At 60.1% G+C, this 26162-nt stretch carries 26 protein-coding genes; 25 read left to right on the forward strand and 1 reads right to left on the reverse strand.

Features of this window, described 5'->3' with window-relative positions; genetic code table 11:
• Window positions 1-27: 27 nt before the first annotated feature.
• The 25 genes from MOV61_RS07050 (at window position 28) to MOV61_RS07170 (ending at window position 24187) form a co-directional block, all read left to right on the forward strand.
• Complete coding sequence (locus MOV61_RS07050) at window positions 28-585, forward strand: transglycosylase SLT domain-containing protein (RefSeq protein ID WP_038548716.1); 558 nt, start codon at window positions 28-30, stop codon at window positions 583-585.
• Window positions 586-865: 280 nt separating this feature from the next.
• Window positions 866-1537 (forward strand): transcriptional activator Rem, encoded by a 672-nt coding sequence (gene rem / locus MOV61_RS07055; protein WP_037085198.1) that lies wholly within the window; start codon window positions 866-868, stop codon window positions 1535-1537.
• Between the two features lie 106 nt (window positions 1538-1643).
• Complete coding sequence (locus MOV61_RS07060; protein WP_038539787.1) at window positions 1644-2966, forward strand: flagellar hook protein FlgE; 1323 nt, start codon at window positions 1644-1646, stop codon at window positions 2964-2966.
• A gap of 45 nt (window positions 2967-3011) precedes the next feature.
• Entirely contained in the window at window positions 3012-4481 is a 1470-nt protein-coding gene (flgK, locus tag MOV61_RS07065; protein ID WP_247136086.1) for a flagellar hook-associated protein FlgK, read from the forward strand.
• Between the two features lie 2 nt (window positions 4482-4483).
• Window positions 4484-5587 carry a flagellar hook-associated family protein gene (locus tag MOV61_RS07070; RefSeq protein WP_247136087.1) on the forward strand — a complete coding sequence of 368 codons (1104 nt, stop codon included), beginning with the start codon at window positions 4484-4486 and terminating at the stop codon, window positions 5585-5587.
• A 35-nt stretch (window positions 5588-5622) separates the two neighbouring features.
• Window positions 5623-5970, forward strand: a complete 348-nt coding sequence (gene flaF / locus MOV61_RS07075; RefSeq protein WP_038539795.1) for a flagellar biosynthesis regulator FlaF — start codon at window positions 5623-5625, stop codon at window positions 5968-5970.
• A complete protein-coding gene (gene flbT, locus MOV61_RS07080) occupies window positions 5967-6416 on the forward strand; it encodes a flagellar biosynthesis repressor FlbT (protein WP_038539798.1) in 450 nt (149 codons plus the stop codon). Before flaF ends, flbT begins: the two co-directional genes overlap by 4 nt.
• Window positions 6407-6838: a flagellar hook assembly protein FlgD gene (gene flgD / locus MOV61_RS07085; protein WP_038539801.1), complete on the forward strand. Its 432-nt coding sequence runs from the start codon at window positions 6407-6409 to the stop codon at window positions 6836-6838. The genes flbT and flgD overlap by 10 nt, the downstream gene beginning before the upstream one ends.
• Window positions 6839-6893: 55 nt before the next feature.
• Window positions 6894-7160 (forward strand): flagellar biosynthesis protein FliQ, encoded by a 267-nt coding sequence (fliQ, locus tag MOV61_RS07090; RefSeq protein ID WP_038539804.1) that lies wholly within the window; start codon window positions 6894-6896, stop codon window positions 7158-7160.
• A 122-nt stretch (window positions 7161-7282) separates the two neighbouring features.
• A complete protein-coding gene (gene flhA, locus MOV61_RS07095) occupies window positions 7283-9370 on the forward strand; it encodes a flagellar biosynthesis protein FlhA (RefSeq protein WP_038539807.1) in 2088 nt (695 codons plus the stop codon).
• Window positions 9371-9398: 28 nt separating this feature from the next.
• Window positions 9399-10151 carry a flagellar biosynthetic protein FliR gene (fliR, locus tag MOV61_RS07100; protein ID WP_038539809.1) on the forward strand — a complete coding sequence of 251 codons (753 nt, stop codon included), beginning with the start codon at window positions 9399-9401 and terminating at the stop codon, window positions 10149-10151.
• Between the two features lie 9 nt (window positions 10152-10160).
• Window positions 10161-10562: a hypothetical protein gene (locus tag MOV61_RS07105; RefSeq protein ID WP_247136088.1), complete on the forward strand. Its 402-nt coding sequence runs from the start codon at window positions 10161-10163 to the stop codon at window positions 10560-10562.
• 158 nt (window positions 10563-10720) lie between these two features.
• On the forward strand, window positions 10721-11272 hold the full coding sequence (locus MOV61_RS07110) for a rod-binding protein (protein ID WP_247136089.1): 552 nt from the start codon (window positions 10721-10723) through the stop codon (window positions 11270-11272).
• A gap of 25 nt (window positions 11273-11297) precedes the next feature.
• The gene (locus tag MOV61_RS07115; RefSeq protein ID WP_038592804.1) at window positions 11298-11663 is read left to right on the forward strand and encodes a hypothetical protein; all 366 of its coding nucleotides are present in this window, start codon (window positions 11298-11300) and stop codon (window positions 11661-11663) included.
• Window positions 11663-12208, forward strand: a complete 546-nt coding sequence (locus MOV61_RS07120) for a hypothetical protein (protein WP_247136090.1) — start codon at window positions 11663-11665, stop codon at window positions 12206-12208. Before MOV61_RS07115 ends, MOV61_RS07120 begins: the two co-directional genes overlap by 1 nt.
• Window positions 12209-12478: 270 nt before the next feature.
• Window positions 12479-13432 (forward strand): IS110 family transposase, encoded by a 954-nt coding sequence (locus MOV61_RS07125; RefSeq protein ID WP_247136091.1) that lies wholly within the window; start codon window positions 12479-12481, stop codon window positions 13430-13432.
• Between the two features lie 134 nt (window positions 13433-13566).
• The gene (locus MOV61_RS07130) at window positions 13567-14211 is read left to right on the forward strand and encodes a hypothetical protein (RefSeq protein ID WP_247136092.1); all 645 of its coding nucleotides are present in this window, start codon (window positions 13567-13569) and stop codon (window positions 14209-14211) included.
• 62 nt (window positions 14212-14273) lie between these two features.
• Window positions 14274-16073, forward strand: coding sequence for a hypothetical protein (locus MOV61_RS07135; protein WP_247136093.1), 1800 nt, complete (start codon window positions 14274-14276; stop codon window positions 16071-16073).
• A gap of 118 nt (window positions 16074-16191) precedes the next feature.
• Window positions 16192-17091: a bifunctional methylenetetrahydrofolate dehydrogenase/methenyltetrahydrofolate cyclohydrolase FolD gene (gene folD, locus MOV61_RS07140; protein ID WP_247136094.1), complete on the forward strand. Its 900-nt coding sequence runs from the start codon at window positions 16192-16194 to the stop codon at window positions 17089-17091.
• A 137-nt stretch (window positions 17092-17228) separates the two neighbouring features.
• Window positions 17229-18590, forward strand: a complete 1362-nt coding sequence (locus MOV61_RS07145; protein WP_038539824.1) for an ABC transporter substrate-binding protein — start codon at window positions 17229-17231, stop codon at window positions 18588-18590.
• A 91-nt stretch (window positions 18591-18681) separates the two neighbouring features.
• The gene (locus MOV61_RS07150) at window positions 18682-19695 is read left to right on the forward strand and encodes a carbohydrate ABC transporter permease (protein WP_247136095.1); all 1014 of its coding nucleotides are present in this window, start codon (window positions 18682-18684) and stop codon (window positions 19693-19695) included.
• A gap of 1 nt (window position 19696) precedes the next feature.
• On the forward strand, window positions 19697-20857 hold the full coding sequence (locus MOV61_RS07155) for a carbohydrate ABC transporter permease (RefSeq protein ID WP_038539829.1): 1161 nt from the start codon (window positions 19697-19699) through the stop codon (window positions 20855-20857).
• 29 nt (window positions 20858-20886) lie between these two features.
• Window positions 20887-22542, forward strand: coding sequence for an alpha-glucosidase family protein (locus tag MOV61_RS07160; RefSeq protein ID WP_247136096.1), 1656 nt, complete (start codon window positions 20887-20889; stop codon window positions 22540-22542).
• 22 nt (window positions 22543-22564) lie between these two features.
• Window positions 22565-23653, forward strand: coding sequence for an ABC transporter ATP-binding protein (locus MOV61_RS07165; RefSeq protein ID WP_247136097.1), 1089 nt, complete (start codon window positions 22565-22567; stop codon window positions 23651-23653).
• 177 nt (window positions 23654-23830) lie between these two features.
• Window positions 23831-24187 carry a hypothetical protein gene (locus MOV61_RS07170; RefSeq protein WP_038539838.1) on the forward strand — a complete coding sequence of 119 codons (357 nt, stop codon included), beginning with the start codon at window positions 23831-23833 and terminating at the stop codon, window positions 24185-24187.
• Between the two features lie 73 nt (window positions 24188-24260).
• On the opposite strand, the gene edd is transcribed toward MOV61_RS07170, so the two are convergent.
• A complete protein-coding gene (gene edd / locus MOV61_RS07175; protein WP_247136098.1) occupies window positions 24261-26078 on the reverse strand; it encodes a phosphogluconate dehydratase in 1818 nt (605 codons plus the stop codon).
• Window positions 26079-26162 lie beyond the last annotated feature (84 nt).

Consider the following 26162-nt stretch of genomic DNA (forward strand, 5'->3'; position numbering starts at 1 on the left):
CCCGCCGCACCTCCGAGCCGAGCTGCCATCACGCGCCGCGCGCCCGTCAGAACGCCGGCTAGCAGCGCGCCAGCCACAGGTTCATCTGTCAATTCCGGCGTCTGCGAACGGGAAATACAGGCAGCCGCGGCAAAATACGGCGTACCGGAAGGTATTCTCTATTCGGTCGGTCTAACCGAGACCGGCCGCAAGGGCAGCCTCAGCGCCTATGCCATGAATGTCGAGGGAAAGGCCTTTTTTCCACCCTCGCAGCAGGCGGCGATGACGACTTTTTACGACGCCAAGCGGCAGGGCATGAAGCTCATCGACATCGGCTGCATGCAGATCAACCACTACTTCCACGGCGAAAATTTTTCGTCCCCGGAAGAGATGTTCGACCCGAAACGCAATGTTGAATACGCGGCAAAGTTCCTCCGGAACCTGCACGACAAACACGAAACTTGGACGATGGCGGTGGCGCGATACCACGCCGGACCGAATAACAATCCCGCTCAGAAGCAATATGTCTGCCGGGTGATCAGCAATCTCGTCGCCACAGGCTACGGAGAGTGGACCTCCAACGCTTCCCGGTTCTGCGCCAGCTAAGCAATCTGTAGTTGAATCGTTAAAATAAAGAATCGCAAAATTGCAGCGGTTTGCATTTATGGCAAAAATGGCCATGCAAGCCTTCTTTTACGATGCGTTAATTTTTCCACCGGAAACTTGTGTTCAAAATCGGTACACCCACTACATCTAGTGCAAATCGCAGTGCAGTTATTAATCAACTATTAATTTGTTTGGTTAACTTCACACAGCTTGTCTCGGATTCCGCCGATTCGTACCCATAGACATATTGAAGCACCACAAGTGATTCGGAGGCGGACGAATGATCGTAGTGGTTGATGAGCGTGAGCTCGTGAAAGACGGATACACATCTCTTTTTGGACGCGAAGGAATTCCGTCCCAGGGGTTCGATCCAAAAGAATTCGGCGAATGGGTAAGCACGGCGGCTGATTCGGACATCGCCGCGGTCGAAGCCTTCCTGATCGGTCAGGGCGAGCGGACGCTCGAACTGCCGCGGGCTATCCGGGACCGGTCCATGGCACCGGTGATCGCAGTCAGCGATCAGCCCTCCCTGGAGGCGACCCTTGCCTTCTTCGACAGCGGCGTGGACGACGTGGTGCGCAAGCCCATCCATCCCCGCGAGATCCTGGCGCGTGCCGCGGCGATCCGTCGTCGGCTGAAGGCAATCTCGAATTTCACCGATATCGGTTCGATCCGGGTATTCTCCGACGGTCGTGATCCGGAAATCGACGGCGACGTCTTCGCGTTGCCGCGCCGCGAGCGCCGCATCCTCGAATACCTGGTCTCCAACCGCGGTCGTCGCGTTTCTAAGACCCAGATCTTCAACGCCATCTACGGCATCTTCGACGAGGAAGTCGAAGAGAACGTCGTCGAAAGCCACATCAGCAAGCTGCGCAAGAAGCTGCGCAAGAAGCTCGGCTTCGACCCGGTCGATTCCAAGCGTTTCCTTGGTTATTGCATCGACTGGAACTGATTTTCCAAAAGGGCCTTGCCGCATATTTTCGGCGGGAACCGTAAGCAGACAGCTTCACGCAAGGCCCGCCACTTACTCTCTCCATCAGACAAAAAGGAGATTTCCTATGAGTATTTTCGGCACGATGAAAACGGCCGTCTCGGGCATGAACGCTCAGGCAAACCGTCTCGGTACTGTTGGCGATAACATCGCGAATTCGAGCACCGTCGGTTACAAGCGTTCTTCCACGGCGTTCTCAACGCTGGTCCTGCCCTCGACTCAAGGTTCGTATTCTTCCGGCGGTGTCGAAACCAACGTTCGCTACAGCATCGCAGACCAGGGTGGCATCCAGTACACCACCTCCTCGACCGATCTTGCCATCCAGGGCGAAGGCTTCTTCATCGTCAGCGATCCGAACGGTACTCCTTACCTGACCCGCGCCGGTGCCTTCGTGAAGGATGCGACGGGCTTCCTCAAGAACACTGCCGGCTTCAACCTGATGGGTTATCCCTACGGCTCGAACCCGCCGGCAGCCGTCGTCAACGGCTTCAACGGTCTCGAAGAAATCAACATCAACGACTTCGGGATGGTCTCTTCGCCGTCCAGCACGGGCAGCTTCCCTGCCAACCTGGACAAGGGAGCGGCCGTTGTGCCTGCCGGCACTCGTCCGAGCGACAACGTCGCAGGCAGTGTCATCACCAACAAGAGCTCGCTGACGGCCTACGACCATGCCGGTAGCAAAGTGCTCTACGACTTCTACTACACCAAGACCGGTACCGGTCCCGATACATGGGAAGTGTCGGTCTATCGCCAGGATCAGTCGACCAACGGCGGTTTCCCCTACGTGGCGGTTCCGGCTGCAAACCTCGTCAAGCAGACGGCAAATCTCGTGTTCGACCCGAACACGAACAAGCTGCAGACGGCCGCTTATTCCGCTGGTCCTCCGCCGACAGGTTCCGACAAGTCCATCACCTTCGTCGACCCGACCGACGGCGCAACTCCCTCGCAGGCGATCAAGATCGACCTTTCGGAAATGACGCAGTTCGCAGCCGCCTTCACGCCGGGCAAGGGTATCATTGATGGCAACGCGCCGAGCCCGATCACCGATGTCGAAATCGGCGGCGACGGTCTGGTCACGGCGGTCTACCAGGATGGCGGCCGTCGCCCTATCTACCAGGTCGCGCTTGCAACGGTTCCGAGCATCGACAAGCTGCTTCCGCAGAACGGCAACGTCTTCCTGCCGACCAATGACTCGGGCGTCGTCACCATCGGCTTCCCGCAGTCCGGCGCCTTCGGCCAGGTCTATTCCGGCGCGCTTGAAAGCTCCAACGTCGATATCGCCAGCGAACTCACTGAAATGATCGAATCGCAGCGTGTCTACACCGCGAATTCAAAGGTCTTCCAGACCGGTTCGGACCTGATGGACGTCCTGATCAATCTGAAGAGATAATCGGACCGACGATCGAGAGAATAAGTCTCAAGAGGTTAGTAAAAAATGTCGCTCGCATCAGCATTGTCTACGGCACAATCGATCTTCACCAACTCCGGCACTCAGTCGGCAGTCTCGGCGAAGAACATCGCTAATGCACAGAACCCTGATTACAGCCGCCGATCCGCGATGGTCGTGACCGGCGGCAACGGGGCTATAATCGGCGACATTACACGGTCCCAGAACGAGCCGCTCCTGCGCCAGACGATCGCAAGCTCGTCGATCGCAAGCGGCCAGCGGACGGTGCTGGACGGCCTCCAGGAGATCAAGAACCTGATGGGGGGGAACGACAACGAGCTCTCCCCCGCCAAGCTGATCGCGGCCTTCCGCAACAACCTCGATGCCTTCGCCGGAAAGGCGAACGATACCGGCATCGGCATCTCCTTCATTTCGAGCGCTCGGGACGTAGCGGCCGGCCTCAATATCGCTTCCGACAAGCTTCAGCAGATCCGCAAGGACGCGGACGATCAGATCAAGCAGAACGTCATCGATCTGAACGCGCTGCTTGCGAAGTTCGAGACCGTCAACAACCAGGTCAAGAACGCGGTCTCCAGCGGCGCCGACCCGAACGACTCTCTCGACGAGCGCGATGGCCTCGTCAAGAAGATCTCGGAAATCGTCGGCGTCACGTCTTATACGCGCGGCGGCAACGATATGGTGCTCTACACCACGGACGGCACGACGCTGTTCGAGGCGGTGCCGCGCAAGGTGACATTCCAGCAGACCGCCGCTTTCGATGCATCGACCTCCGGTAACGGTGTTTATATCGACGGCGTCGCGCTCAAGCCCGGAGATTCGGGCAACACCACCGCCAAGGGCTCCATTCAGGCCCATATGCAGATCCGCGACAAGATCGCACCGACCTTCCAGAGCCAGCTCGACGAAATCGCCCGCGGTCTGATCACCTCGTTTGCGGAAACCGGGCCGACCGGCGCTTTGACGCCGATGACGGGTCTCTTCACATACAAGGATGGCGCCGGCGTCCAGCAGACGGCCATTCCCGCCGCCGGCACGATCGTTCCGGGCCTCGCCTCCAAGATCTTCGTCAATCCGGTGGTCGTCCCCCCGGCCGGCACCCCGGACAAGGTGCGCGACGGTGGGATCAACGGCGCGACCTATATCGTAAACACGGGTGGCAGCAGCTACGGGGACCTCCTCGACAAGTACAACCAAAACCTGACCAGCCCGATGGCCTTCGATACGGACACGGAAATCGCCGATGCACCGGACGTCCTCTCATTTGCCGCAGACTCCATGGGCTGGCTCGAGCAGCTTCGCAGCACGGCGACCGCCGCAGACGAGACGAAGACAGCCATGCTGTCGCGCAGTCTTGAAGCGTTTTCCAGCAATACGGGCGTCAGCCTCGACGAAGAACTGTCGCTGCTTCTCGATATCGAGCAGTCCTACAAGGCGGGAGCCAAGCTCATGTCGACGGTCGACGATATGATGAAAGCCCTCTTGGATATTGCGAGCTGATCATGAAGACCTCTTTCATTTCCACATTGTCGATCCAGACCACGATGCGAAACTCCATCTCGAACGTTCAGCGCGAGATGGTGAAGGCGAACCAGGAGGCGGTGAGCCAGAAACACGCTGATCTCGGCGTCGCCCTCGGAGCCAATACGTCGCGCGCTCTCGATCTTTCCCGCGACATCAGCCGCACCGACTCGCTTCTGACGACCGCAGCACTCGCGACGCAGCGTCTCCAAACCGCTGAACTTTCGCTCAAGAGCATGAACGAGCAGGGCTTGAAGATACAGAGCGCGATCCTGACGCTTGGAAGCTCGGCCGACGAAACGAGCCTTGCGACGGCGCGCATGGCGATGTCCGACGCGCTCGATGCATTCACGAACTTCGCCAATACCGCGGTCCAGGGCGAGTATATCTTCTCCGGCATCAATTCCGACGTGAAGCCTCTCGACGATTATTTTGCGCCGGGATCGCCGGCCAAGGCCGCCGTTGCCGCCGAGCTCACCCAATATCTCTCCGCCAATGCGATTCCGAGCAAGGAGCAGATGACGAAGGCCCAGATGGACGGCTTTCTGGATAATCTGCAAGCCAAGTTCGACGGCTCCGCGCCGTTGACAAGCCCGCCCCATCCGGCGGCCGTCGCCGGCCAGGACTTCTGGAAGACCTTCTTCTCCGATGCCAGCGACGAAAACATGAAGAGCCGTATCAGCCCGACCGAAGTGGTTGAAAGCTCGACCAATGCCAACAGTCAGGGCATGCGCAACTTTGCGTTCGCGTCGATCATCTCGATGGAATACCTGCAGACCGGGATGGACAAGGATGCCCGGGCCGCGGTCGCCACTCGCACCACAAGCCTCATCAACAAGGCGATGAACAGCGACGGCAGCATCAACCAGCAGCGGACGTCGATCGGTATCTATACCGAACGCGTCTCCAAGGCTGAGGAAAGGTTGCAGGCGCAGAAAGATATTCTGACGACCAGTCTCGGATCGATGGAGAACGTCGATCCGGAGGAGGCCGCGACCCGTCTCAATACGATGAAGACGCTTCTCGAAACCGCATATACAGTAACGGCAAAGATACAGCAGCTGAGCCTGGCCAACTTCCTTTGATGAATAAAGGAAGGCTCGTGACGAAGGATACATGAATGTACCAATTTTCATATGCCGAGATCATGGAGGACGGCGTTGCCAACGCCAAGGATCGCGAGCGGCAGGCCCTGGATCGCTCTATCGAGCTTCTGATCGCCGCGCGCGATGAGAAAGCCTATACGCGCACCACGGTTGAGGCGTTGTTCTATACCCGGCGTGTCTGGATCCGTTTCGTCGAGGATCTGAAACATCCGGACAACGAGTTAGCCAACGAACTTCGAGCGGATCTGATCTCGATCGCAATCTGGATACTGAAGGAATGCGAGAAGATCCGAAACCGTGAATCGACCAACTTCCAGGGCATTATTGAAGTGACCACCATCATCAGGGATGGACTTAAATGAAAAGTACGCTTCGCATCTCTTTGAAATCCGGCGAGCGGATATTCATCAACGGCGCGGTTCTGCGCGTTGATCGCAAGGTCGCGCTGGAATTTCTCAATGACGTCACGTTCCTGCTGGAGAACCACGTTCTTCAGCCGGAAGATGCGACAACGCCGCTTCGGCAGCTCTATTTCATCGCCCAGATGATGCTCATCAATCCGGATGGCAAGGAACAGTCGAACGCGCTGTTCCGCAAGTCGGTCGCCATGCTGCTGACCTGCTTTACCGATGATGAGATGCTGGCCGAACTGAAGCGCATCGACGGTATGGTTGCATCGGGTCGCGCCTTCGACGCTCTGAAGGCGATCCGCGCGCTCTACTCCATCGAAGACCGTATCCTCAACAATCGGGAAATCGCGCCGGCGACAGTCGAGCGGATTCGCAAGGAGATCGCACCGTGGCGGTAGACTCGATCAATACCAAGAACCCCTACGCCGCCGGCGACGGCAAGGCGGCATCGTCCGACAAGTCGGCCGCAGGCCTGAACTACGACAACTTCCTGAAGCTGCTTATCGCGCAGATGAAGTATCAGGATCCGACCGATCCGATGGATGCGAGCCAGCAGATTTCCCAGCTCGCAACCTTCTCGCAGGTCGAGCAGTCGGTGAAGATGAACTCGAACCTGCAGTCGCTGATCCAGGCGTCCTCGTTCTCGCAGGCTGCCGACATGATCGGCAAGACGATCACCAGCGCCGACGACAAGACCACCGGTGTCATCAAACAGGTGGAAATCTATTCCGACGGTCTGGTGGCGATCACCGAGAAGGGTGATAAGGTTCTCATCCAGCCGGGGATCGTTCTTTCGAATCAGCCTGCAGCGAGTAGCTAAGAGCGGGAATACCTCGGCATGACGCCGAAACTTTAAAGCAGACGGAGCCGGCGCAATGAATGAGGCCGATGCCCTTGATATCATGCAGGCGGCGATCTGGACGATCCTGATCGCCTCCGGTCCCGCGGTCCTTGTGGCGATGGTCGTGGGTGTCGTTATTGCATTTCTCCAGGCTCTGACTCAGATCCAGGAAATGACGCTGACGTTCGTGCCGAAAATCGTCGCCATCATGATCACGATCGGCATTACTGCGCCTTTTATCGGCGGCCAGATCAATCTTTTTGCTCATCTGGTATTTTCGCGGGTGCAATCGGGGTTCTGACCCGGTTGTGGCCCGCCTGATCTTTTTCGCTTACCCACCTTCGCGCAAGCTTCGCCCTTTAGGCAGGACATGAACTGGCAGGAGTACTTCCTGCCGCCATCTCATGAAGAGACGGGAAAGTCATGGCGCAACCACCTTCACTATCCATTCCGAAAGTAGCCCCGAGCGGTCGCGATCTCGGATTTGCGGGCGGCATCGTCGCCATCCTCTGTATCCTCTTCCTGCCGATCCCGCCGTTTCTGATCGACCTTGGCCTTGCCTTCTCGATCGCGTTCTCGGTGCTGATCCTGATGGTGGCGCTGTGGATCCAGAGGCCGCTGGACTTCTCGTCCTTCCCGACCATCCTGCTGATTGCCACCATGATACGGTTGTCGCTCAACATCGCGACGACGCGCGTGATCCTGTCGCACGGCAACGAGGGCCATGGCGCGGCCGGCAACGTGATCCAGGGCTTTGCGGGCCTCGTCATGTCCGGCGACTTCGTGATCGGTGTGATCGTCTTCATGATCCTCGTCACGGTGAACTTCATCGTCATCACCAAGGGTGCCACCCGTATCGCGGAAGTCGGCGCCCGCTTCACTCTCGATGCCATCCCCGGCAAGCAGATGTCGATCGATGCGGACCTCTCGGCCGGCATCATCGACGAGAAGGAAGCGCAACGCCGCCGCTCCGAGCTAGAAGAAGAAAGCTCCTTCTTTGGGGCCATGGACGGTGCGTCGAAATTCGTCCGCGGCGACGCGATCGCCGGTCTCATCATCACCGCCATCAACATCTTCGGCGGCATCATCATCGGTTACTTCCGCCACGGCATGCAGATCGGCGAAGCCGCCGATGTCTTCGTGAAGCTGTCCGTCGGTGACGGTATCGTCACGCAGATCCCGGCCCTTATCGTTTCGCTCGCCGCCGGCCTCCTGGTCACCCGCGGCGGCACCGCCGGCTCCACCGACAAGGCCGTCATCGACCAGCTGAGCGGCTATCCGCGCGCTCTTTCGATGTCGGCTGGTCTGATGGCTCTTCTGGCGATCATCCCTGGACTGCCGTTCCTGCCCTTTATGACACTCGGCGGCCTGATGGGTTTCGGCGCCTGGCTCGTTCCGCGCCGTATCGAGGCGGAGAACAAGGCGCGTCGCGAAGACGAAGAGCAGAAGGTCGTCCAGACCAAGGAAGCGGAAAAGGACTCGGTCAAATCGGTCCTCAAGACCTCCGAAATCGAGCTCGCTCTCGGCAAGCAGGTCTCCACCCGGTTGCTTGGTGCCCATCAGGAACTTGCCTTCCGTGTCGGCAAGATGCGCAAGAAGTTCGCGACGCAATACGGTTTCGTGGTCCCGGAAATCAAGGTTACCGACGACATCTCGATCCAGGAAAAGTCCTACCAGATCCGCATCCATGGCACGACGATCGCTTCGAACGCTCTGCGGGTCGGCGACGTCCTCGTGGTGACCGGATCCGGCCGCAAGCCGAGCATCCCGGGCGACGAGATCCGCGAACCCGCCTTCGGCATGCCGGCGGTGTCGATCCTCGAAACCTTCGCCGAAGACTTGAAGCGTGAAGGTTTCCATCCGATCGACAACGTCTCCGTCGTGCTGACCCACCTGTCGGAAGTCATCCGCAACAACCTTCCGCAGCTTCTGTCCTATAAGGACGTCAAGATCCTGATCGAGCGTCTCGATCCGGAGTACAAGAAGCTCGCCGACGAGATCTGCTCGTCGCATATGTCCTATTCCGGCCTGCAGGCGGTGCTGAAGCTCCTGCTTGCCGAGCGCGTGTCGATCCGCAACCTGCATCTCATCTTGGAAGCGGTGGCCGAGCTTGCTCCGCATGTCCGCAAGACGGAGCAGATCGTCGAACATGTGCGCGTGCGCATGTCGCAGCAGCTCTGCGGCGACCTGGCCGACAACGGCGTGCTGCGTGTGCTCCGTCTCGGCAACAAATGGGACATGCTGTTCCATCAGGCGCTGAAGCGGGACGGCAAGGGCGAAGTGGTCGAATTCGACATCGATCCGCGCACGCTCGAAGAATTCAGCGAACAGGCGACCAAGGTCATCCGTGAATTCATGGACCGCGGCCTGCCTTTCGTGCTCGTCACCTCGCCGGAAACGCGCTCCTACGTCCGCATGATCATCGAGCGGCTGTTCGCAACCCTGCCCGTCCTTTCCCATGTAGAACTCGCCAAGGGTCTCGAAATCAAAATACTCGGCGCCATTTCGTGATAGGCTGTCCGCAAAGGACGATTCTCGCATGATTACCGACCCGCAGGGGACCATTCTCGCACTTTTCCTTGCGTTCTGCCGCATGGGGACGTGCGTGATGGTTCTTCCGGGGCTGGGAAGCGGCCGCGTGCCGGTGCAGGTGCGGTTGTTTGTCGCCGTCGCCCTGTCGATGGCCGTGCTGCCGGTTCTCTGGGATCAGATCTACCCGAAAGCGTCGGAACCGACGGCCACCTATCTTGGCCTGATCTTCACCGAAGCCGCGATCGGCACGGTTTATGGATTGATCGCCCGGCTTTATACACTCGGCATGCAGTTTGCCGGCACGGTCCTGACCCTCTCGATCGGTTTCACGGCGCCTGGCGGCCACGACGTTTTCGAAGACTCGCAGGAAAACTCGCTGACTATCCTGCTGACGCTGAGCGGACTGCTGCTCCTGTTCATGATGGATTTCCATCACATCGTGTTCCGCGCGCTGGTCGATTCTTACACGGCAACGCCGGTCGGTGCGGTGATCGATCCGCAGAAGATACTGATCACCCTGACGGATACCCTGAGAGCGTCGACCGTCATCATGCTGCGGCTGGCAAGCCCATTCCTGATCTTTGGCCTGATGTTCAACGTGGCAATCGGCCTCATCAACAAGATGGCGCCGCAGATCCCGATCTTCTTCATCTCGACGCCCTTCATATTGATGGGCGGGCTTTTCCTTCTCTATCTGTCGATCGCCGCCTTCATTCGCCAATATGCGGATGGCTTCGCGCCGATCTTCAGGTCCTTCTAGGAGGCAGCAATGGCGGGCCCAGTCAAGCGGTCGGACAAGCTCAAGCGTCTCGTTGCGGTCCAGCGGCATCTCGAGACGATGGCCGAACACGAGCTTGCGGCCACCACCCGCTATCGCGCGGAGGTCAATCAGTCGATGGAGGAAGTCATAGATGCGATCGGCTCGATGAACCCGGTCCATCGACAGTTCTCGCAGCATTATTCCGAACGGTTCGGTCGCCTGACGACGAAGGAACGCCAGCTTGCCGGCGTTCAGCAGATCCAGGAAATGAAGGTTCTCAAGGAGCGCACCAAGGCAGACCGCCTTGAAGAGAACATGAAGGACGCTCGCGGTCATGAAGATCGCGAAGCCGCGGACGACTCGATCTATGAGCTCATCGATATCACGCTCGCCCTCGATCGGGTCAAATAGACTGGCCAGCCTCCAGCAAGCTTCGAACGTCATAGTCTCGTCATTGCACTGATTGCCGGCTCGAATCGAGATCGGCGGGATCACGTGCCATTTCAAACTGTTGCTGCGCTCGGGCACCTTTAGGGATGCGGTCCGCGGCAGTCATGAAGGGAGCTGACGTGGCGATTTCACCTCCGAGCGATCTGGTCATGGACGTCGTCCGCGCTGCGGACCCGACTGCCGTTCAGGAAGCGCAGGCCAAGCTGAAGGCGAATAAGGCGGCCTTTGCCGCGACCAGCCTTGCCGAAGTCGGCAAGGGTTTTGGTGCTGCCATGAAATTCATCGACACACCCGGCACGACGGCGGGTCTCGGCAATCCGGAGGCGCCGAACAAGGTTGCCGAAATGCCGGAGGAATATCGCAAGTTCGAAGCCTCGGTGCTTTCGACCTTCGTGAATTCCATGCTCCCCAAGGAGACCGAGGACGTTTACGGCAAGGGCTCTGCCGGGGAATTCTGGAAGAGCATCATGGCTGAGAAGATTGCCGACGAGATGTCGAAAAAGGGCGGCGTCGGTATTGCCGAGCAGATGTATTCGCAGGCGGTCGCCCGTGCGGAACGTCAGGCCACGGTCAATCCAACCACCAATGAAACTGATCGTAGCCGCGCAATAAGCATGATCACCGATTTCGAGCGGCAGGTTCTCGGCGTCGGCAAGAAGAGTGAGGCCTGATATGCATCAGACTGGGGCAGAAAATATGGAAGTCGTTTCGAATGATTATCGCATCAAGACCGTGCTTGGCCGGTTGGAGCTGATAATCGACAACGAAAATCAGCGGATCGGCCGCGATCCGGAATTCGACCTGAAAGTGTCGAACGCGCACAAAAGCCGCTGCCTCTACGAATTGACCATGCTGTTCCGCGGCACCGACCCGAAGCAGCTCGCCACCGGCCATATCGACCAGATGCACGGATTGAAGAGCAAGCTGGCCCTTAATGCCCGCCGGGTCGAGGCGCATCTCCACGCCGTCCGCGCCGTCGCGGATCTTCTGAAGAACGCTGCCCGTGACGCGGACGACGACGGTACCTACACCCAAGAACAGTTCACCTACAGCGAGGCTTGATGGTCAAGCTCCTTCTCACCGGTCTATGGGTCTGCATCGTCACGCTTGCGGCGGTGTACTTCTCCGTGCAGATGTCCGCAGCGCCGGCGCCGGTCGACGAAGCGGCCAGGCGCAAGGAGCTTCAGACGCTGGTGCGCGGGGAATCCATTACCATTCCGATGATCGCGGACGGCGCGATCACCGGTTATTTCCTGAGCCGCGTCTCGTTCATGATGGACAAGGAAAAGATCAAGAACACCAAGCTTCCGATCACCGAATTGACGACTGACGAGCTTTTCACGCTGCTGATCGGCAACCAGATGGTTGATCTCAGCAAGCCCGGCGCCTTCAACCTTGAGAAGTTTCGCACGAGCATCAAGGATGACTTCAACAAGAAGCTCGGCGACGGGCTGGTGGCAGAGGTCCTGGTCGAGCAGCTCGACTATCTCTCGAAGGAAGACATCCGCAACAATGCCTCGCGCGGCAACAAGAACCCGAACCCGGGCAAGAAGATTGTCGAGGGTGTGAAGATCGACGATCCGAAAGCCGCGCCCGCGGGTCACTGACGCGCACCGAGGCATCGCGGCGGCGGTCACGATAGAGCATAACGGCCGGCCGCGATGGTCGGCCTTATACATTGAGAGGCCGGAACATTGTTATGATGTTCCGGCCTCGTTTGTCATTGGGGTGATGCAACACCGCAATGGCGGCGCAAAGCGGTTGGGCTTGCGGCCCTGAACTTTCGTTCGCAAAAAAGCAGAACCCTTTGCGTCTATCGAGGCTTCGTCGAACCGTTGAGAGAGCTCCGCGCTCGCGTATAAGGGAGACATGGCCTCATGACTTATACTAGCCGTTTTGTCGGCATCGACATATCGAAATCGTCTTTCGACATCTGCATCCTGCCCGATGGCCAATCGGCGACCTTCGACAACACGGCTGTCGGAATTACCGAATTCATGACCTTTGTCGCGTCATTGGAGGAGGTCGAGCGATTTCTTGTCGAGCCGACCGGCGGCTATGAGCGCCGCGTCGTCGATGCGCTGCTGGTCGCGCGGATGCCGGTGGCACGGGTGAATGCCAGACAGGTCCGGCAGTTCGCCGGCGCCTGCGGCCAGCTCTCCAAGACCGACAGGATCGACGCCTTCATCCTGGCCGATTATGGCCGGCGCATGCAGACGAGGCTCCTGTCTCCCGCTTCCACCGCCCAGACGGTTCTGGCCGATCTGGTGGCGCGCTACAGGCAGTTGTCGCACATGATCGTGCAGGAGAAGAACCGCCGGGAAAAGCAGAGCCGCCAGGCCGACGGCCGAACGCGCGCATGGATCGAGGAGACGCTGGCGTTCCTGCTCGACCAGCGCCAGGCGGTCGTCGACGAGATGGTGGCCTGCCTCGGATCGGATGCCGAACTGGCAAACAAGGCTGATGTCCTGATGTCGCTCAAGGGCATCGGTCTGCGCACCGCCTGCTTTCTCTTGGCCGGACTTCCGGAACTGGGCCTCATGGGCAAGGGGCAGATCGCCAAACTGGTCGGCGTTGCGCCACTCAACCGCGACAGCGGCCTGATGCGCGGCAAGCGCATGATCGCCGGCGGACGAAAACCGGTACGGGATGCCCTCTACATCGCCGCCCTACCGGCCATCCGCTTCGATCCGCACATGAAGGCGTTCTATGCCAAGCTCAGAGCCAGCGGAAAACCCGGAAAAGTCGCACTCGTTGCCGTCATGCGCAAAATGATCATCATCCTAAACGCAAGAATGCGAGACTATCGAGCAACGGCGATTGAAACTTAACACCGTTGCTTTTTGTTGTGAAGCCCCGAAAATACGGGCATCGCTTGCATTTTACCGATCGATTTAAAGGCGATTTCAGAGCGCGCTGTTAGACCTTGGGGGAGAATTGGTCTTGCCCCATGGGGAGCGCATCGATGAACGCATCCGGAGACTTCCTGGCATCCGCGTCACCCCAGACCCTGTTCGGTTTGCGTGTCTGCGATCTCGGATGGAACGCCACGCTCGGCCTCGCGGAAAGCCTGATCGCCTTGCGCGGCAACCGCTCCACCCTCGGCTTCCTGGATGAACGGACTACTCTCCGCCAGATGGTCGATCCCGCCTACCGCAGTCAGCTGGGCCGCAGGGTGCTTCTGCCGGGTGGAGGCCGTGCTTTCAGCCTCCTCGCCAAAGCGCGGCACGGGAAGCCCGCACCGGTGCGCTTTTCGGCCACGACCTTCGTGCCGGCCCTGCTGAGCTTCATGGAAAAGAGCCGCCGCATCGGCATAGCCGGCGAGGATACGGGACGTATCGAAGCGCTCCGCGAGCATTTCGCCCGCCATGCGCCCTGGCATGACGTGGCGGTGGTCGCGCTAGACCAGGAGATCTCGCAGCGCTTCGATCTCGTCCTCGTCGATGCGGCGAGCCTTGCACAGGAACGGCGCATCGAGCGCCGGCTCGCTTTGGTCCGCACCGGATTGGTGATCATGACCGGGGCAGGACTGTCCACCTTCATCGAAGGCAGATTTGCGCGCGCGGTGCCAAAGGCGGATGTTCCTTCGCCGCAACCGTCTTTCGCCTGACAAGTTAACCCTTTCTTTGCCATGAAATTTTAGACTGCCTTAATCAGAGGGCTGCCTGCGGGATGTCGGCAGCACCAGATCAGCGCGGTCATCCCATGTATCAGTCGGCGAAAATCGAAGACGACCGAAACCCCAAACCGGCAGCATCGCTCGCCGGCGCCGGTTCTCTGTCGACCGGATTGCGATCCGCCGTCCTCAAGGTCGGCGCCCTCACGCTGGTTGGCGCCTTCTTGCCGCTGCTGTTCATTGATACGTTTCCGCATAAATTCAACGTTGAAACCAGGCTGAAGATCGAAACGGCGAGCGAGGCGGCGGTCAATACAGCTGCCGCCGCATTGCGCTCGAAGGCCAGCCTCGACAATGTCATCCGTGCCCTGAACCTTGGCCGCGACAGTGAATTCTCTGCCGACCGTCCGAGTGTCGTCAGGATCGTGTCCGATATCGTCTCCGGCGACACGATGACGGTATCGGAGGCTGAAAACAGGTTACGCGCGCGACTTTCCCAGGCGATTGCCACGAGCTACGACCGCCGCACCGGGCGGCTTGTGATTTCCGTTACGGCGGAAGAGCCGGGCGAGGCGGCGCGCATCGCGAACATGCTCGGCAACACTTTCCACGACGAGATCGCCTTCTCCGGCACAGCGTCGTCCGCGCCGGTGGCGGAGAAGCTGCGCCAGACGCTCGAGCATGCAGAAGCAGCCCTTGCCGGTTTCATCGCCGAAACGGATGCGCAGAAGCTTGCCGAACTGCGCCGGACCGAGGACAACGGGCAGCAGCTTGTCGCAGAGATAAACGAGGCGACGGCTCAGCTGGGCGACCTGAGACAAAAGGCGGCACAGGCCTCCGCCATGAAGCTCTCGGACGTGCTGAACAAGCCTCTGCCGGACAGTCTCGAATATACCGGCCTCGATTACCAGCGGCAGCGACATGTCGAGGCAAAGCTTGCCGTCGACCAGCTTTCGAGTGATCTCGGCCCGCGCCACCCGCGGCTTGCTGCGGCTCAGGCAGCTCTGGCGGATGTCAAAAACGACATTCAGGACGCGCTGAAACAGCTTGGCGCCTCGCTTCGCCAGCAGGAGGCGGCAGCCGCCAGACATTTGGCCGATCTAAAGGCGAAGCAGGTAAAGAAGCCTGACGACAAGGAAATTACCGAATCCGCGGCGCGGCTGACGGCGCTCGAGGCTGCGGTCGACGAGGCGCGGCGGAATTATCTCGACGCGCTTCACGGCACCGAGACGAAGGCATCAACGGCCAAGGTGACCGTGCTGGTTCCGGCTGAGGCAGCAGCGGCGGCAGCCCTTGGCCCCTCATTGGCCGAGGTTTCGGGCATCGGTGCGCTGATCGGTTTCTCCCTCGGCATCGGGCTCGCCTTCATGACCCGGGGCAGGAGCTTCTCCACGCCTTCGGCAATCTCGACGGAGGAACTGGATCTCACCGACGAGCCCGCGCTGATGATCGATCGGCACCTGCTGGCAGAGCATCTGGACGAGCAGGACTTTTTTTCCGAGGAACAGGATCCGGCTTACGATCTGCCGGGCTACGATCGACCAGTCTACGAGCAGCGGCCCTGGCGCCCGCGCCATCCGGCGCCGGCCAATGACAGCCCGCTTGCCGACCATATCCGCGGGATGCTGATGACCAATCGTCGCCCCGCAGCGGAGGCTGAGCTTCCGCCGCTGGTCGCGGCCGTCATGGCCGGCCGTCTTGCCGATGCCCCGTCCTATGGCGCAGCCCATCGTCCGGCTCCCTCGCCGGAAGAGGTCCGCAAGGCCGAAGAACTTCGCGAGCTTCGCCGCGACATGGCAGAATTGCGCGAACGAGTGCAGGTCTATTCTGCGCGCCGGAATACCTCCCGAGGATAAGACCTGCGACATCGAATCCGCTTGCATTTGCTGTCTGCGACCAGCATAGGGCGTTGGCGGGCAAATTCAGAACATGCTCCATGTATACATTGGTGGCGGTTTCAAGCGGGAGGTACGCATGGCTGTGGTGATCGATGGTAAAGAAGCGGCAGCATCCGTTATCGCTGCGGTGACCCAGGCGTCCGGCGCTCTCGAACACGAAACTGGCGTCAAGCCGGGCCTTGCAGTCGTCATCGTCGGTGACGATCCGGCGAGCCATGCCTATGTCAATTCCAAGAGCAGGATGGCCAAGCAGTGTGGGTTCAACTCGATCCAGCACAGCCTGCCTGAAGACACCACCCAGGAGACGCTGGAAAAGCTGGTGGCTGAGCTCAACGCCGATCCGGCCATCAACGGCATCCTCGTCCAGCTGCCGCTGCCGAAACACCTGAACGCAGAACCGGTCATCCTGTCGATCTCGCCGGAAAAGGACGTCGATGGCCTGCACGTCGTCAACGCGGGCAAGATCGCCACAGGCGACCTGGAGACCGGGTTGATCTCCTGCACCCCTGCCGGCGCCATGCTGCTGGTCAACCGTATACATGGCCGTGATCTGTCGGGCCTCAACGCCGTCGTCATCGGTCGTTCCAACCTGTTCGGCAAGCCGATGGGCCTGCTGCTCCTTGCAGCCAATGCGACCGTTACCATGGCGCATTCGAAAACGAAGGATCTCGCGGGCGTCTGCCGCAATGCCGATATCCTGGTCGCCGCTGTCGGCCGCCCGCAGATGGTCAAGGCCGACTGGGTGAAGCCCGGGGCAACCGTCATTGATGTCGGCATCAACCGCGTTGCCGCCCCCGACAAGGGCGAGGGCAAGTCCCGGCTGGTCGGCGACGTGGCCTATGCTGAAGCCGCTGAAGTCGCTGGCGCCATCACCCCGGTCCCCGGCGGCGTCGGCCCAATGACCATTGCCATGCTGATGGCCAACACGGTCATCGCCGCCTATCGTACGGCCGGCAAAACCGCACCCAGATTCTGATCCTGCGGGGACGGATTTTTTCATTTGTTCCACGCGGCCTGCGCAGGGGTTGACTCCTCCGCGAGAGCGTTAAATCTCTCCCATGTTGTAAACTCCCGGCAAGGTAGCAGAAGTCGGGACAACGGGAGGATTATTTCATGAAGGCATCATTTTGGATCGGCACGGCGCTGGCAGCGCTCGTGGCCGGCGGCGCAGTCGCTCAGGAGCTGAAATTCGCGCCTGGCCAGGATTCTAAATTTACCTGGAAGAGCTATGAGGATTTCAAGGCTGCCCACGCCAACCTCAAAGGGCAGAGCCTGACGCTTTTCGGCCCCTGGCGCGGCGAGGACGAAGTGCTGTTCAACAGCGTTCTGGCCTATTTCAACGCTGCGACCGGCATCAACGGACGCTATTCCTCCTCGGAAAACTACGAGCAGCAGATCGTTATCGACACGCAGGCCGGTTCTCCGCCGAACATCGCCATCATTCCGCAGCCCGGCCTTCTGGCCGATCTTGCCGCCAAGGGGTTCCTGACCTCGCTCGGCCAGGAGAACTCCGACTGGGTCAAGACCAACTACGGCTCTGGCGGGGACTGGATCCGTTATGGCACCTACAAGGGCAAGGACGGCAAGGAGGCCTATTTCGGCTTCCCCTTCAAGGCCGATTTCAAATCCATGGTCTGGTATGTGCCCGAAAACTTCGAGGAGGCCGGCTACGAAGTTCCGAAGACCATGGAAGACCTGATCAAGCTCAGCGACCAGATCGTCAAGGACGGCGGGGTTCCGTGGTGCATCGGTCTCGGCTCCGGCGGCGCGACGGGCTGGCCGGCGACCGACTGGGTCGAAGACATGATGTTGCGCACCCAGAAGCCGGAAGTCTACGACAAGTGGGTGAGCAATGAAGTCAAGTTCAATGATCCGGCTGTTATCGGTGCGATCGAGGAATTCGGCAAGTTCGCCAAGAATCCCAAATATGTCAGCGGCGGCGTCGCGGCCGTTGCCTCCACCGATTTCCGCGACAGCCCGAAGGGCCTCTTCGGCATTCCGCCGAAATGCTACCTGCATCACCAGGCATCCTTCGTGCCGTCCTTTTTCCCGCCGGATACCAAGCTCGGCACCGATGCCGACTTCTTCTACCTGCCGACCTATGCTTCGAAGCCGGAGCTCGGAACGCCGGTCCTCGGCGCCGGCACGATGTTTGCCATCACCAAGGATTCGCCTGCCGCCAAGGCGTTCATCGAATTCCTGAAAACGCCGATTGCCCACGAGGTCTGGATGGCGCAGTCATCGTTCCTGACGCCGTTCAAGGGCGCCAATCCGAATGCCTATGCCAATGATGTCCTGAAGAAGCAGGGCGAACTTCTGACCACCGCCACGACCTTCCGCTTCGACGCCTCCGACCAGATGCCCGGCAAGATCGGCGCCGGCGCGTTCTGGACCGGCATGGTCGACTATGTCGGCGGCAAGGACGCAAAGACCGTGGCGACCGACATCCAGAAGGCATGGGACGGTCTGAAATAAGCCTCCCCCAGTAGGCTCTCAATACGACCGCGCCGGACGCCGGCGCGGTACAGTCAAAAGCTACGCATAAAACGGTGAAAAGGGGAGAGCCATGATATCGCAGATCGTTTCAGCCGTCGGCGTCGTGATCGCCGGCGTTTTCGTCTGTGCCTTATATTACTGGCTCTCCGATAAGATCCTGCAGATCGTCTTTCCCGTGCCGGTGGACAATGTCCGCGCCGCTTCCGTCAACCTCAACCGCCGCGCCATGGTGCGTCCCTGGTTGTTTCTCGGCCCGGCGCTGCTCCTACTGGTCGTTTATCTCGTCTATCCGGTCGTCGCGACCTTCTTCCTTTCCTTCTACGATCGGTCGGGCGGCAATTTCGTCGGCCTTGCGAACTATCGCTGGGCCATCCAGGACGCGCAATTCCGCCAGTCGATCTTCAACAACATCCTCTGGCTCGCTGTCGTGCCGGCGGCGTGTACCTTCTTCGGCCTCGTCATCGCGGTGCTGACCGACCGCATCTGGTGGGGCAATCTCGCCAAAAGCCTGATCTTCATGCCGATGGCGATTTCCTTCGTCGGCGCTTCGGTCATCTGGAAGTTCATTTACGAATATCGTGGTGGTAGCGAAACGCAGATTGGCCTGCTTAACGCCATCGTGCAGGCCTTTGGCGGCTCTCCGCAGGTGTGGATCTCGCTTCCCTTCTGGAACAACTTTTTCCTAATGGCGATCCTCATCTGGATCCAGACGGGCTTTGCCATGGTCATCCTCTCGGCGGCACTTCGTGGCATCCCCGAGGAGACGATCGAGGCGGCAGTGATCGACGGCGCCAATGGCTGGCAGATCTTCTGGAAGATCATGGTGCCGCAGATCTGGGGCACGATCGCCGTTGTCTGGACGACGATCACCATTCTCGTGCTCAAGGTCTTCGATATCGTGCTGACCATGACCAACGGCCAGTGGAGCACCATGGTTCTGGCGAACCTGATGTTCGACTGGATGTTCCGCGGAGGGGGCGACAGTGGCCGAAGTGCGGTCATAGCGCTGGTCATCATGGCCGCTGTCACCCCGATCATGATCTGGAACATCCGCCAGGCGAACAAGGAAATGGGAGGCCATTGAGATGAGCGCAGTTGTAAGCCTTCGCCGTATCGGCCTTCCACGCCTCATCGTCCACGCCTCCGTCCTCGTCATCTGCTTCATCTGGCTGATCCCGACGCTCGGCATCCTCGTCACCTCCTTCCGCGAAGCGGGCCAGATCACCGCATCGGGCTGGTGGACGGCCTTCACGGGCGCTGCCGAGACGAGTGCTGCACGCCTCGGCGAACCTTCGACAGCCAAGCAGAATGGCGCGACTTATGTTATTTCGGGTTCGGTCTTCGAAGGCGGGAAGGGGGGCAGCGTGCGCGCCTTCGGCACCCGCGTCGCCGCTCCAACCGAGTTTGCAGCAGGAAAGCCGGCCGATATCGGCGACGGCGAGACGCTGACCATCAATGAAGACGGCAGTTATACCTATTCCAAGAATGCGCCGTTCGAGAGCGGGCGCGGTAAACGCGTCTACCTCTCCGTCGCGACGCCGCCATCCTTCACCACCGAAAATTACCGCACGGTGCTGACCTCTCAAGGGATAGGCCAGTCCTTCGTCAACTCCCTGACGGTCGCGGTTCCCGCAACCATTATTCCCATCCTGATCGCAGCCTTTGCCGCCTACGCTCTGTCCTGGATGGAATTTCCCGGGCGCGCCCTCATCATCGCCCTGGTGGTCGGGCTGATCGTCGTGCCTTTGCAGATGTCGCTCATTCCGCTTCTGAAGATGTACAACGAGATCGGCAATTTCTTCGGCGTGCCGTCTCGCAGTTATGCGGGCATCTGGCTTGCGCACTCCGCCTTCGGCATGCCGCTCGCGATCTATCTCCTGCGCAACTACATCTCCGGTCTGCCGCGGGAAATCATTGAATCCGCCCGCGTCGACGGCGCCAGCGATTTCGAAATCTTCGTCAAGATCATCCTGCCGCTGTCATTTCCGGCGCTCGCATCCTTCTCGATCTTCCAGTTCCTGTGGACGTGGAACGACCTCCTCGTCGCCATGGTCTTCCTCGGCACCGGCAAGGATCAACTGGTCCTCACCGGCGCTCTGAACGCGCTTCTGGGCTCAATGGGTGGAAAGTGGGAAATCCTGACGGCTTCGGCCTTCATAACAATCGTCGTGCCGATTATCGTCTTTTTCGCCCTTCAGAGATATCTCGTCCGCGGACTGCTTGCCGGCTCCGTCAAGGGCGGCTGATCAACATCGAACGACAACAGGATTTTTGAATGAGCGTTTCCGCAGAAGCCCCCGCAGTACCGGACAAGGACTGGTGGCGTGGGGCCGTTATTTATCAGATTTACCCGCGCTCCTATCAGGACTCGAACGGCGACGGCATCGGCGATCTGAAGGGCATCACCGCCCGTCTGCCGCATGTGGCGGCACTTGGCGCAGACGCCATCTGGATCTCGCCCTTCTTCCCGTCGCCGATGCGGGATTTCGGCTATGACGTCTCGAACTACACGGATGTCGATCCGATGTTCGGCTCGCTGTCGGATTTCGACGGTCTGATTTCCGAAGCGCACCGGCTCGGCATCAAGGTGATGATCGATCTCGTGATGTCGCACAGCTCGGACCAGCACCACTGGTTCATCGAGAGCCGGTCGAGCCGCGTCAATCCCAAGTCGGACTGGTATGTTTGGGCCGACGCCAAGCCGGACGGCACGCCACCCAACAACTGGCTATCGATCTTCGGCGGGTCGGCCTGGCATTGGGACCCGACGCGCATGCAATATTACATGCACAACTTCCTGACCTCGCAGCCGGACCTCAACCTCCACAATGCCGAAGTCCAGGATGCGCTGCTCGACATGACCCGCTTCTGGCTGAAGCGCGGCGTAGACGGGTTCCGGCTCGACACGATCAACTTCTATTTCCACGACAAGGACCTGCGCGATAACCCGGCGCTCGATCCCTCGCGCCGTAACGCCTCCACCGCGCCGGCCGTGAACCCCTATAATTTCCAGGAGCATCTCTACGACAAGAACCGCCCGGAGAACCTGGAATTCCTGCGGCGTTTCCGCGCCGTGCTCGACGAGTTTCCGGCGATCGCCGCCGTCGGCGAGGTCGGTGACAGCCAACGGGGCCTGGAGATCGTCGGCGAGTATACGTCCGGCAACGACAAGATGCAGATGTGCTACGCATTCGAATTCCTGGCGCCCGATCCGCTGACGCCGGCGCGGGTCTCCGAGGTGCAGAAAGCATTTTCGATCGCCGCACCGGACGGCTGGGCCTGCTGGGCGTTTTCCAACCACGATGTGGTCCGCCATGTCAGCCGCTGGGGCCATGACGTTCTCGATCGCGACAGTTACGCCAAGATGGCGTCCGCCATCCTGATGTCCCAGCGCGGCTCGGTCTGCATCTATCAGGGAGAGGAACTCGGATTGACCGAGGCCGACATTGCCTATGCCGATCTTCAGGACCCCTACGGCATCCAGTTCTGGCCGGAGTTCAAGGGCCGCGACGGTTGCCGTACGCCGATGGTGTGGGACAGCCAGGCACTGCAGGCTGGCTTCTCCACGGCGGAGAAAACCTGGCTGCCTATCCCGGTCGAGCATCAGCTTCGGGCCGTCGGCGCTCAGTACGGCGATCCAGCATCTGTTCTGGAACAGTACCGACGGTTCCTCGCCTTCCGCAAGCAGCACCCGGCTTTTGCCAAGGGCGAGATCGAATTCCTGGCCGAGGACGGCGCCGTTCTCGGCTACAAGCGCCAATACGGCAACGAGACGGTGCTCTGCCTGTTCAACATGAGCGCGGCGGAAACGGCAACCGAGCTGCCGGCCGGCGATTGGGAAGTGCTGACCGGCCACGGCTTCGAAAGCCGGCTTGAAGGCAGGCATGTCGAACTACCGGCTTGGGGGGCGTTCTTCGCCCATCACGCGTAACGAGAACAAAGGGGAGGAAAAAATGGCTGGTGTCATTCTGAAGGATATCCGCAAGGCCTATGGCCAGGTGAAGGTGCTGCATGGCATCGACCTGGAGATCACCCAGGGCGAGTTCGTGGTCTTCGTCGGCCCGTCCGGCTGTGGCAAGTCCACGCTGCTGCGGATGATCTCCGGCCTCGAAAGCATCACCAGCGGCGAGATGTTCATCGACGGCCAGGTCGTCAATGACGTGCCGCCGTCGAGGCGCGGCATCGCCATGGTCTTCCAATCCTACGCGCTTTATCCGCATATGACGGTCTATGACAACATGGCCTTCGGCATGCGGATCGCCAAGGAAAGCCGTGACGAGATCGACCGCCGGGTGCGCGCGGCGGCCGATATCCTCCAGCTCACGCCCTATCTCGACCGCCTTCCGAAGGCGCTGTCCGGCGGCCAGCGCCAGCGCGTCGCCATCGGTCGCGCCATCTGCCGCGATCCGAAGGTGTTTCTGTTCGACGAACCGCTTTCCAATCTCGACGCCGCACTGCGCGTCGCCACCCGCATCGAGATCGCCAAGCTGAAGGATTCAATGCCGGATACGACGATGGTTTACGTGACGCACGACCAGGTGGAGGCGATGACGCTCGCCGATCGCATCGTCGTGCTCTCGGCCGGCCGCATCGAACAGGTCGGCGCCCCGCTCGAACTCTACGAGCGGCCGCAGAACCTCTTCGTCGCCCGCTTCATCGGCTCGCCGGCGATGAATATCATCCCGGCCACCATTGCCGAAACCGGCGAGATGACCGCGGTTGCGCTGAAGGGTGGAAAATCAGTGCGCATGCCGGTGCCGACGGCGGCTTCGGAAAAGGGCAAGACGGCCAGTTTCGGGGTGCGGCCGGAAGATTTGTCGATTGCCTCGGGCGAGGACTACCTCTTCGAAGGTCAGATCGGGATCATCGAGGCGCTGGGCGAGGTGACGCTGCTTTACATCGAAGGATTGGCTGATCAAGAGCCGATCATCGCCAAGATTCCCGGCATTCTGCAGGTGAAGAAGGGCGAGACGATGCGCTTCTCAGCAGACCTCAAGAAACTGCACCTTTTCGATGCAGAAGGTAAGGCCTACCGCATCTAGGAGTAACCATCCGTTTACTGTGATCTTGCGATATGCAATTGGAGTTGTTCTGATTTGGGACTTCAAAACTCTCTGTTAAATTTCGCCGGCTAGGCTTCTCCTGTAAAGCAATGGAGGGATGTCGTGAGCGCGGCTCCAAGTAACAAAAATCACTTTTTGAACAAGGAAGAGTCTTTCATGTACGACCGGGAAGCCCGGTTCAAAATGGAAGACACGATGAATGCGGCGCGGATCGAATATACCGAAAATGGCGTGATGAACATGGCGCAGCGTCGCTGCGACGTCATCCGGATCTCGATGAGCGGCGCCGTTCTCGGCATCCTGACCCAATATAATCTGCCGAAGCAGTTTTATCTCGACATTCCCGACGCGCGCATTTCCAAGGTCGGTTGCCTGCTGATGCGCACCAATGCCAACAACACGATCGAGGTTCGTTTCCTGTCTCTTCTCACCAAGAAGGAGCTTGATCGCATCTTCATATTCTCGACGCATCCGAACCATCGCGACCGGACGATGGATATCCGCTCCTGGTAACGCGGCTCGTGGCTTGACATGGAAGCGGCGGCTCCAGGGCCGCCGTTTTCGTTTCTGCCGGCAATCGGCCTGTTTACGCAAACACGCTGGCGCCCATGTCCGCGGTGCCGACATGGCGGCGGAAGGGGGCGAAGAGTTCGCGGCCCATGCCGAACTCATTGTCGGAAAGGTCGACGACGACCGGTGTACGAGCCTCAAACTCCGCGGCGTCCACCAGCACTTCCAGTGTGCCTGCGACAGCGTCGAGGCGGATCATGTCGCCGTCCTTGATCTTGGCGATCGGGCCGCCATCGCAGGCTTCCGGGGTGATGTGGATCGCTGCCGGCACCTTGCCAGAAGCACCGGACATGCGGCCGTCGGTCACCAGCGCCACCTTGAAACCGCGGTCCTGCAGCACGCCGAGCGGCGGGGTGAGGCGGTGCAGTTCCGGCATGCCGTTCGCCTTCGGTCCCTGGAAGCGGACGACGGCGATGAAATCCTTGTTGAGCTCGCCGCGCTTGAACGCTTCCTGCAGCCCATGTTGGTCGTGGAAGACGATCGCCGGCGCTTGGATGATGTGGCGTTCCGGCTTGACGGCGGAAATCTTGATGACCGCCTTGCCGAGGTTGCCCTTCAGCATCTTGAGGCCACCATTTGACTGGAAGGGGGTCTCGATCGGCGCCAGGACTTTTAGATCGCCGCTCTGATCCGGGATCGCTTCGCGGGTGACCTGACCGTTGGCGTCCAATTTCGCCTCGACCGTATAGGCTTCCAGCCCATGGCCGAAGACCGTGCGCACGTCGTCATGCACCATGCCAGTCTTCAGGAGCTGTTTGATCAGGAAGCCCATTCCGCCGGCGGCATGAAAATGGTTCACGTCGGCAAGCCCGTTCGGATAGACGCGCGCAAGCAGCGGAACGACATCGGAGAGCTCGGAAATATCCTGCCAGGTGAGCAGGATGCCGGCCGCACGCGCCATGGCGACGAGGTGGAGGGTGTGGTTGGTCGAGCCGCCGGTCGCATGCAGGCCGACGACGCCGTTGACCACGGAGCGCTCGTCAATCATCTCGCCGGCAGGCGTGAATTCATTGCCGAGCGCCGTAATCGCCAGCGCCCGCTTGGCGGCCTCGCGGGTCAGCGCTTCGCGCAGCGGCGTGCCGGGATTGACGAAGGAGGCGCCGGGCATGTGGAAGCCCATGATCTCCATCAGCATCTGGTTGGAATTGGCGGTGCCGTAGAACGTACAGGTGCCGGGGCCGTGATAGGATTTCGATTCCGCCTCGAGCAGTTCGGCGCGGCCGACCTTGCCCTCCGCATAAAGCTGGCGGATGCGCGACTTCTCGTCGTTCGGTAGCCCTGTTGTCATCGGGCCGGCCGGAATGAACACGGAGGGAAGATGCCCGAAGCTCAGCGCCGCGATGACCAGGCCCGGCACGATCTTGTCGCAGATGCCGAGGAAGACGGCTGCATCGAACATGTTGTGCGACAGGCCGATGCCGGCCGCCATGGCGATCGCATCGCGCGAGAACAGCGATAGTTCCATGCCCGGCTGCCCTTGGGTGACGCCGTCGCACATGGCCGGCACGCCACCGGCGACCTGCGCTATGCCGCCGGCTTCCCGTGCCGCCTCGCGAATGATTGGCGGGAAGGTCTCGTAGGGCTGATGCGCCGAGAGCATGTCGTTATAGGCGGTTATGATGCCGAGGTTCGGGATGACGTCTCCTGCAAGCGCGTCCTTCTCGGCGGGGGAACAGACCGCAAAGCCATGGGCGAGATTGCCGCAGGAGAGCGTCGATCTGTGTGGGCCCTGCGTAGCCGCCCGCCGCACACGGTCGAGATAAGCCTCGCGATGGGGTTTCGAGCGTTCGACGATACGGGCGGTGATTGCCTCGATGCTGGAATGAGCGGCCATGGTCTTGTCCTCTTGTGCTCAACCCCGGCTCGGGAGGGGCAGGACCTTGGGGAGGGCCCTAAGCCACCGGGATTGCTCGCGTTG

The organism is Neorhizobium sp. BETTINA12A, assembly GCF_023006485.1.
Lineage (GTDB): Bacteria > Pseudomonadota > Alphaproteobacteria > Rhizobiales > Rhizobiaceae > Neorhizobium.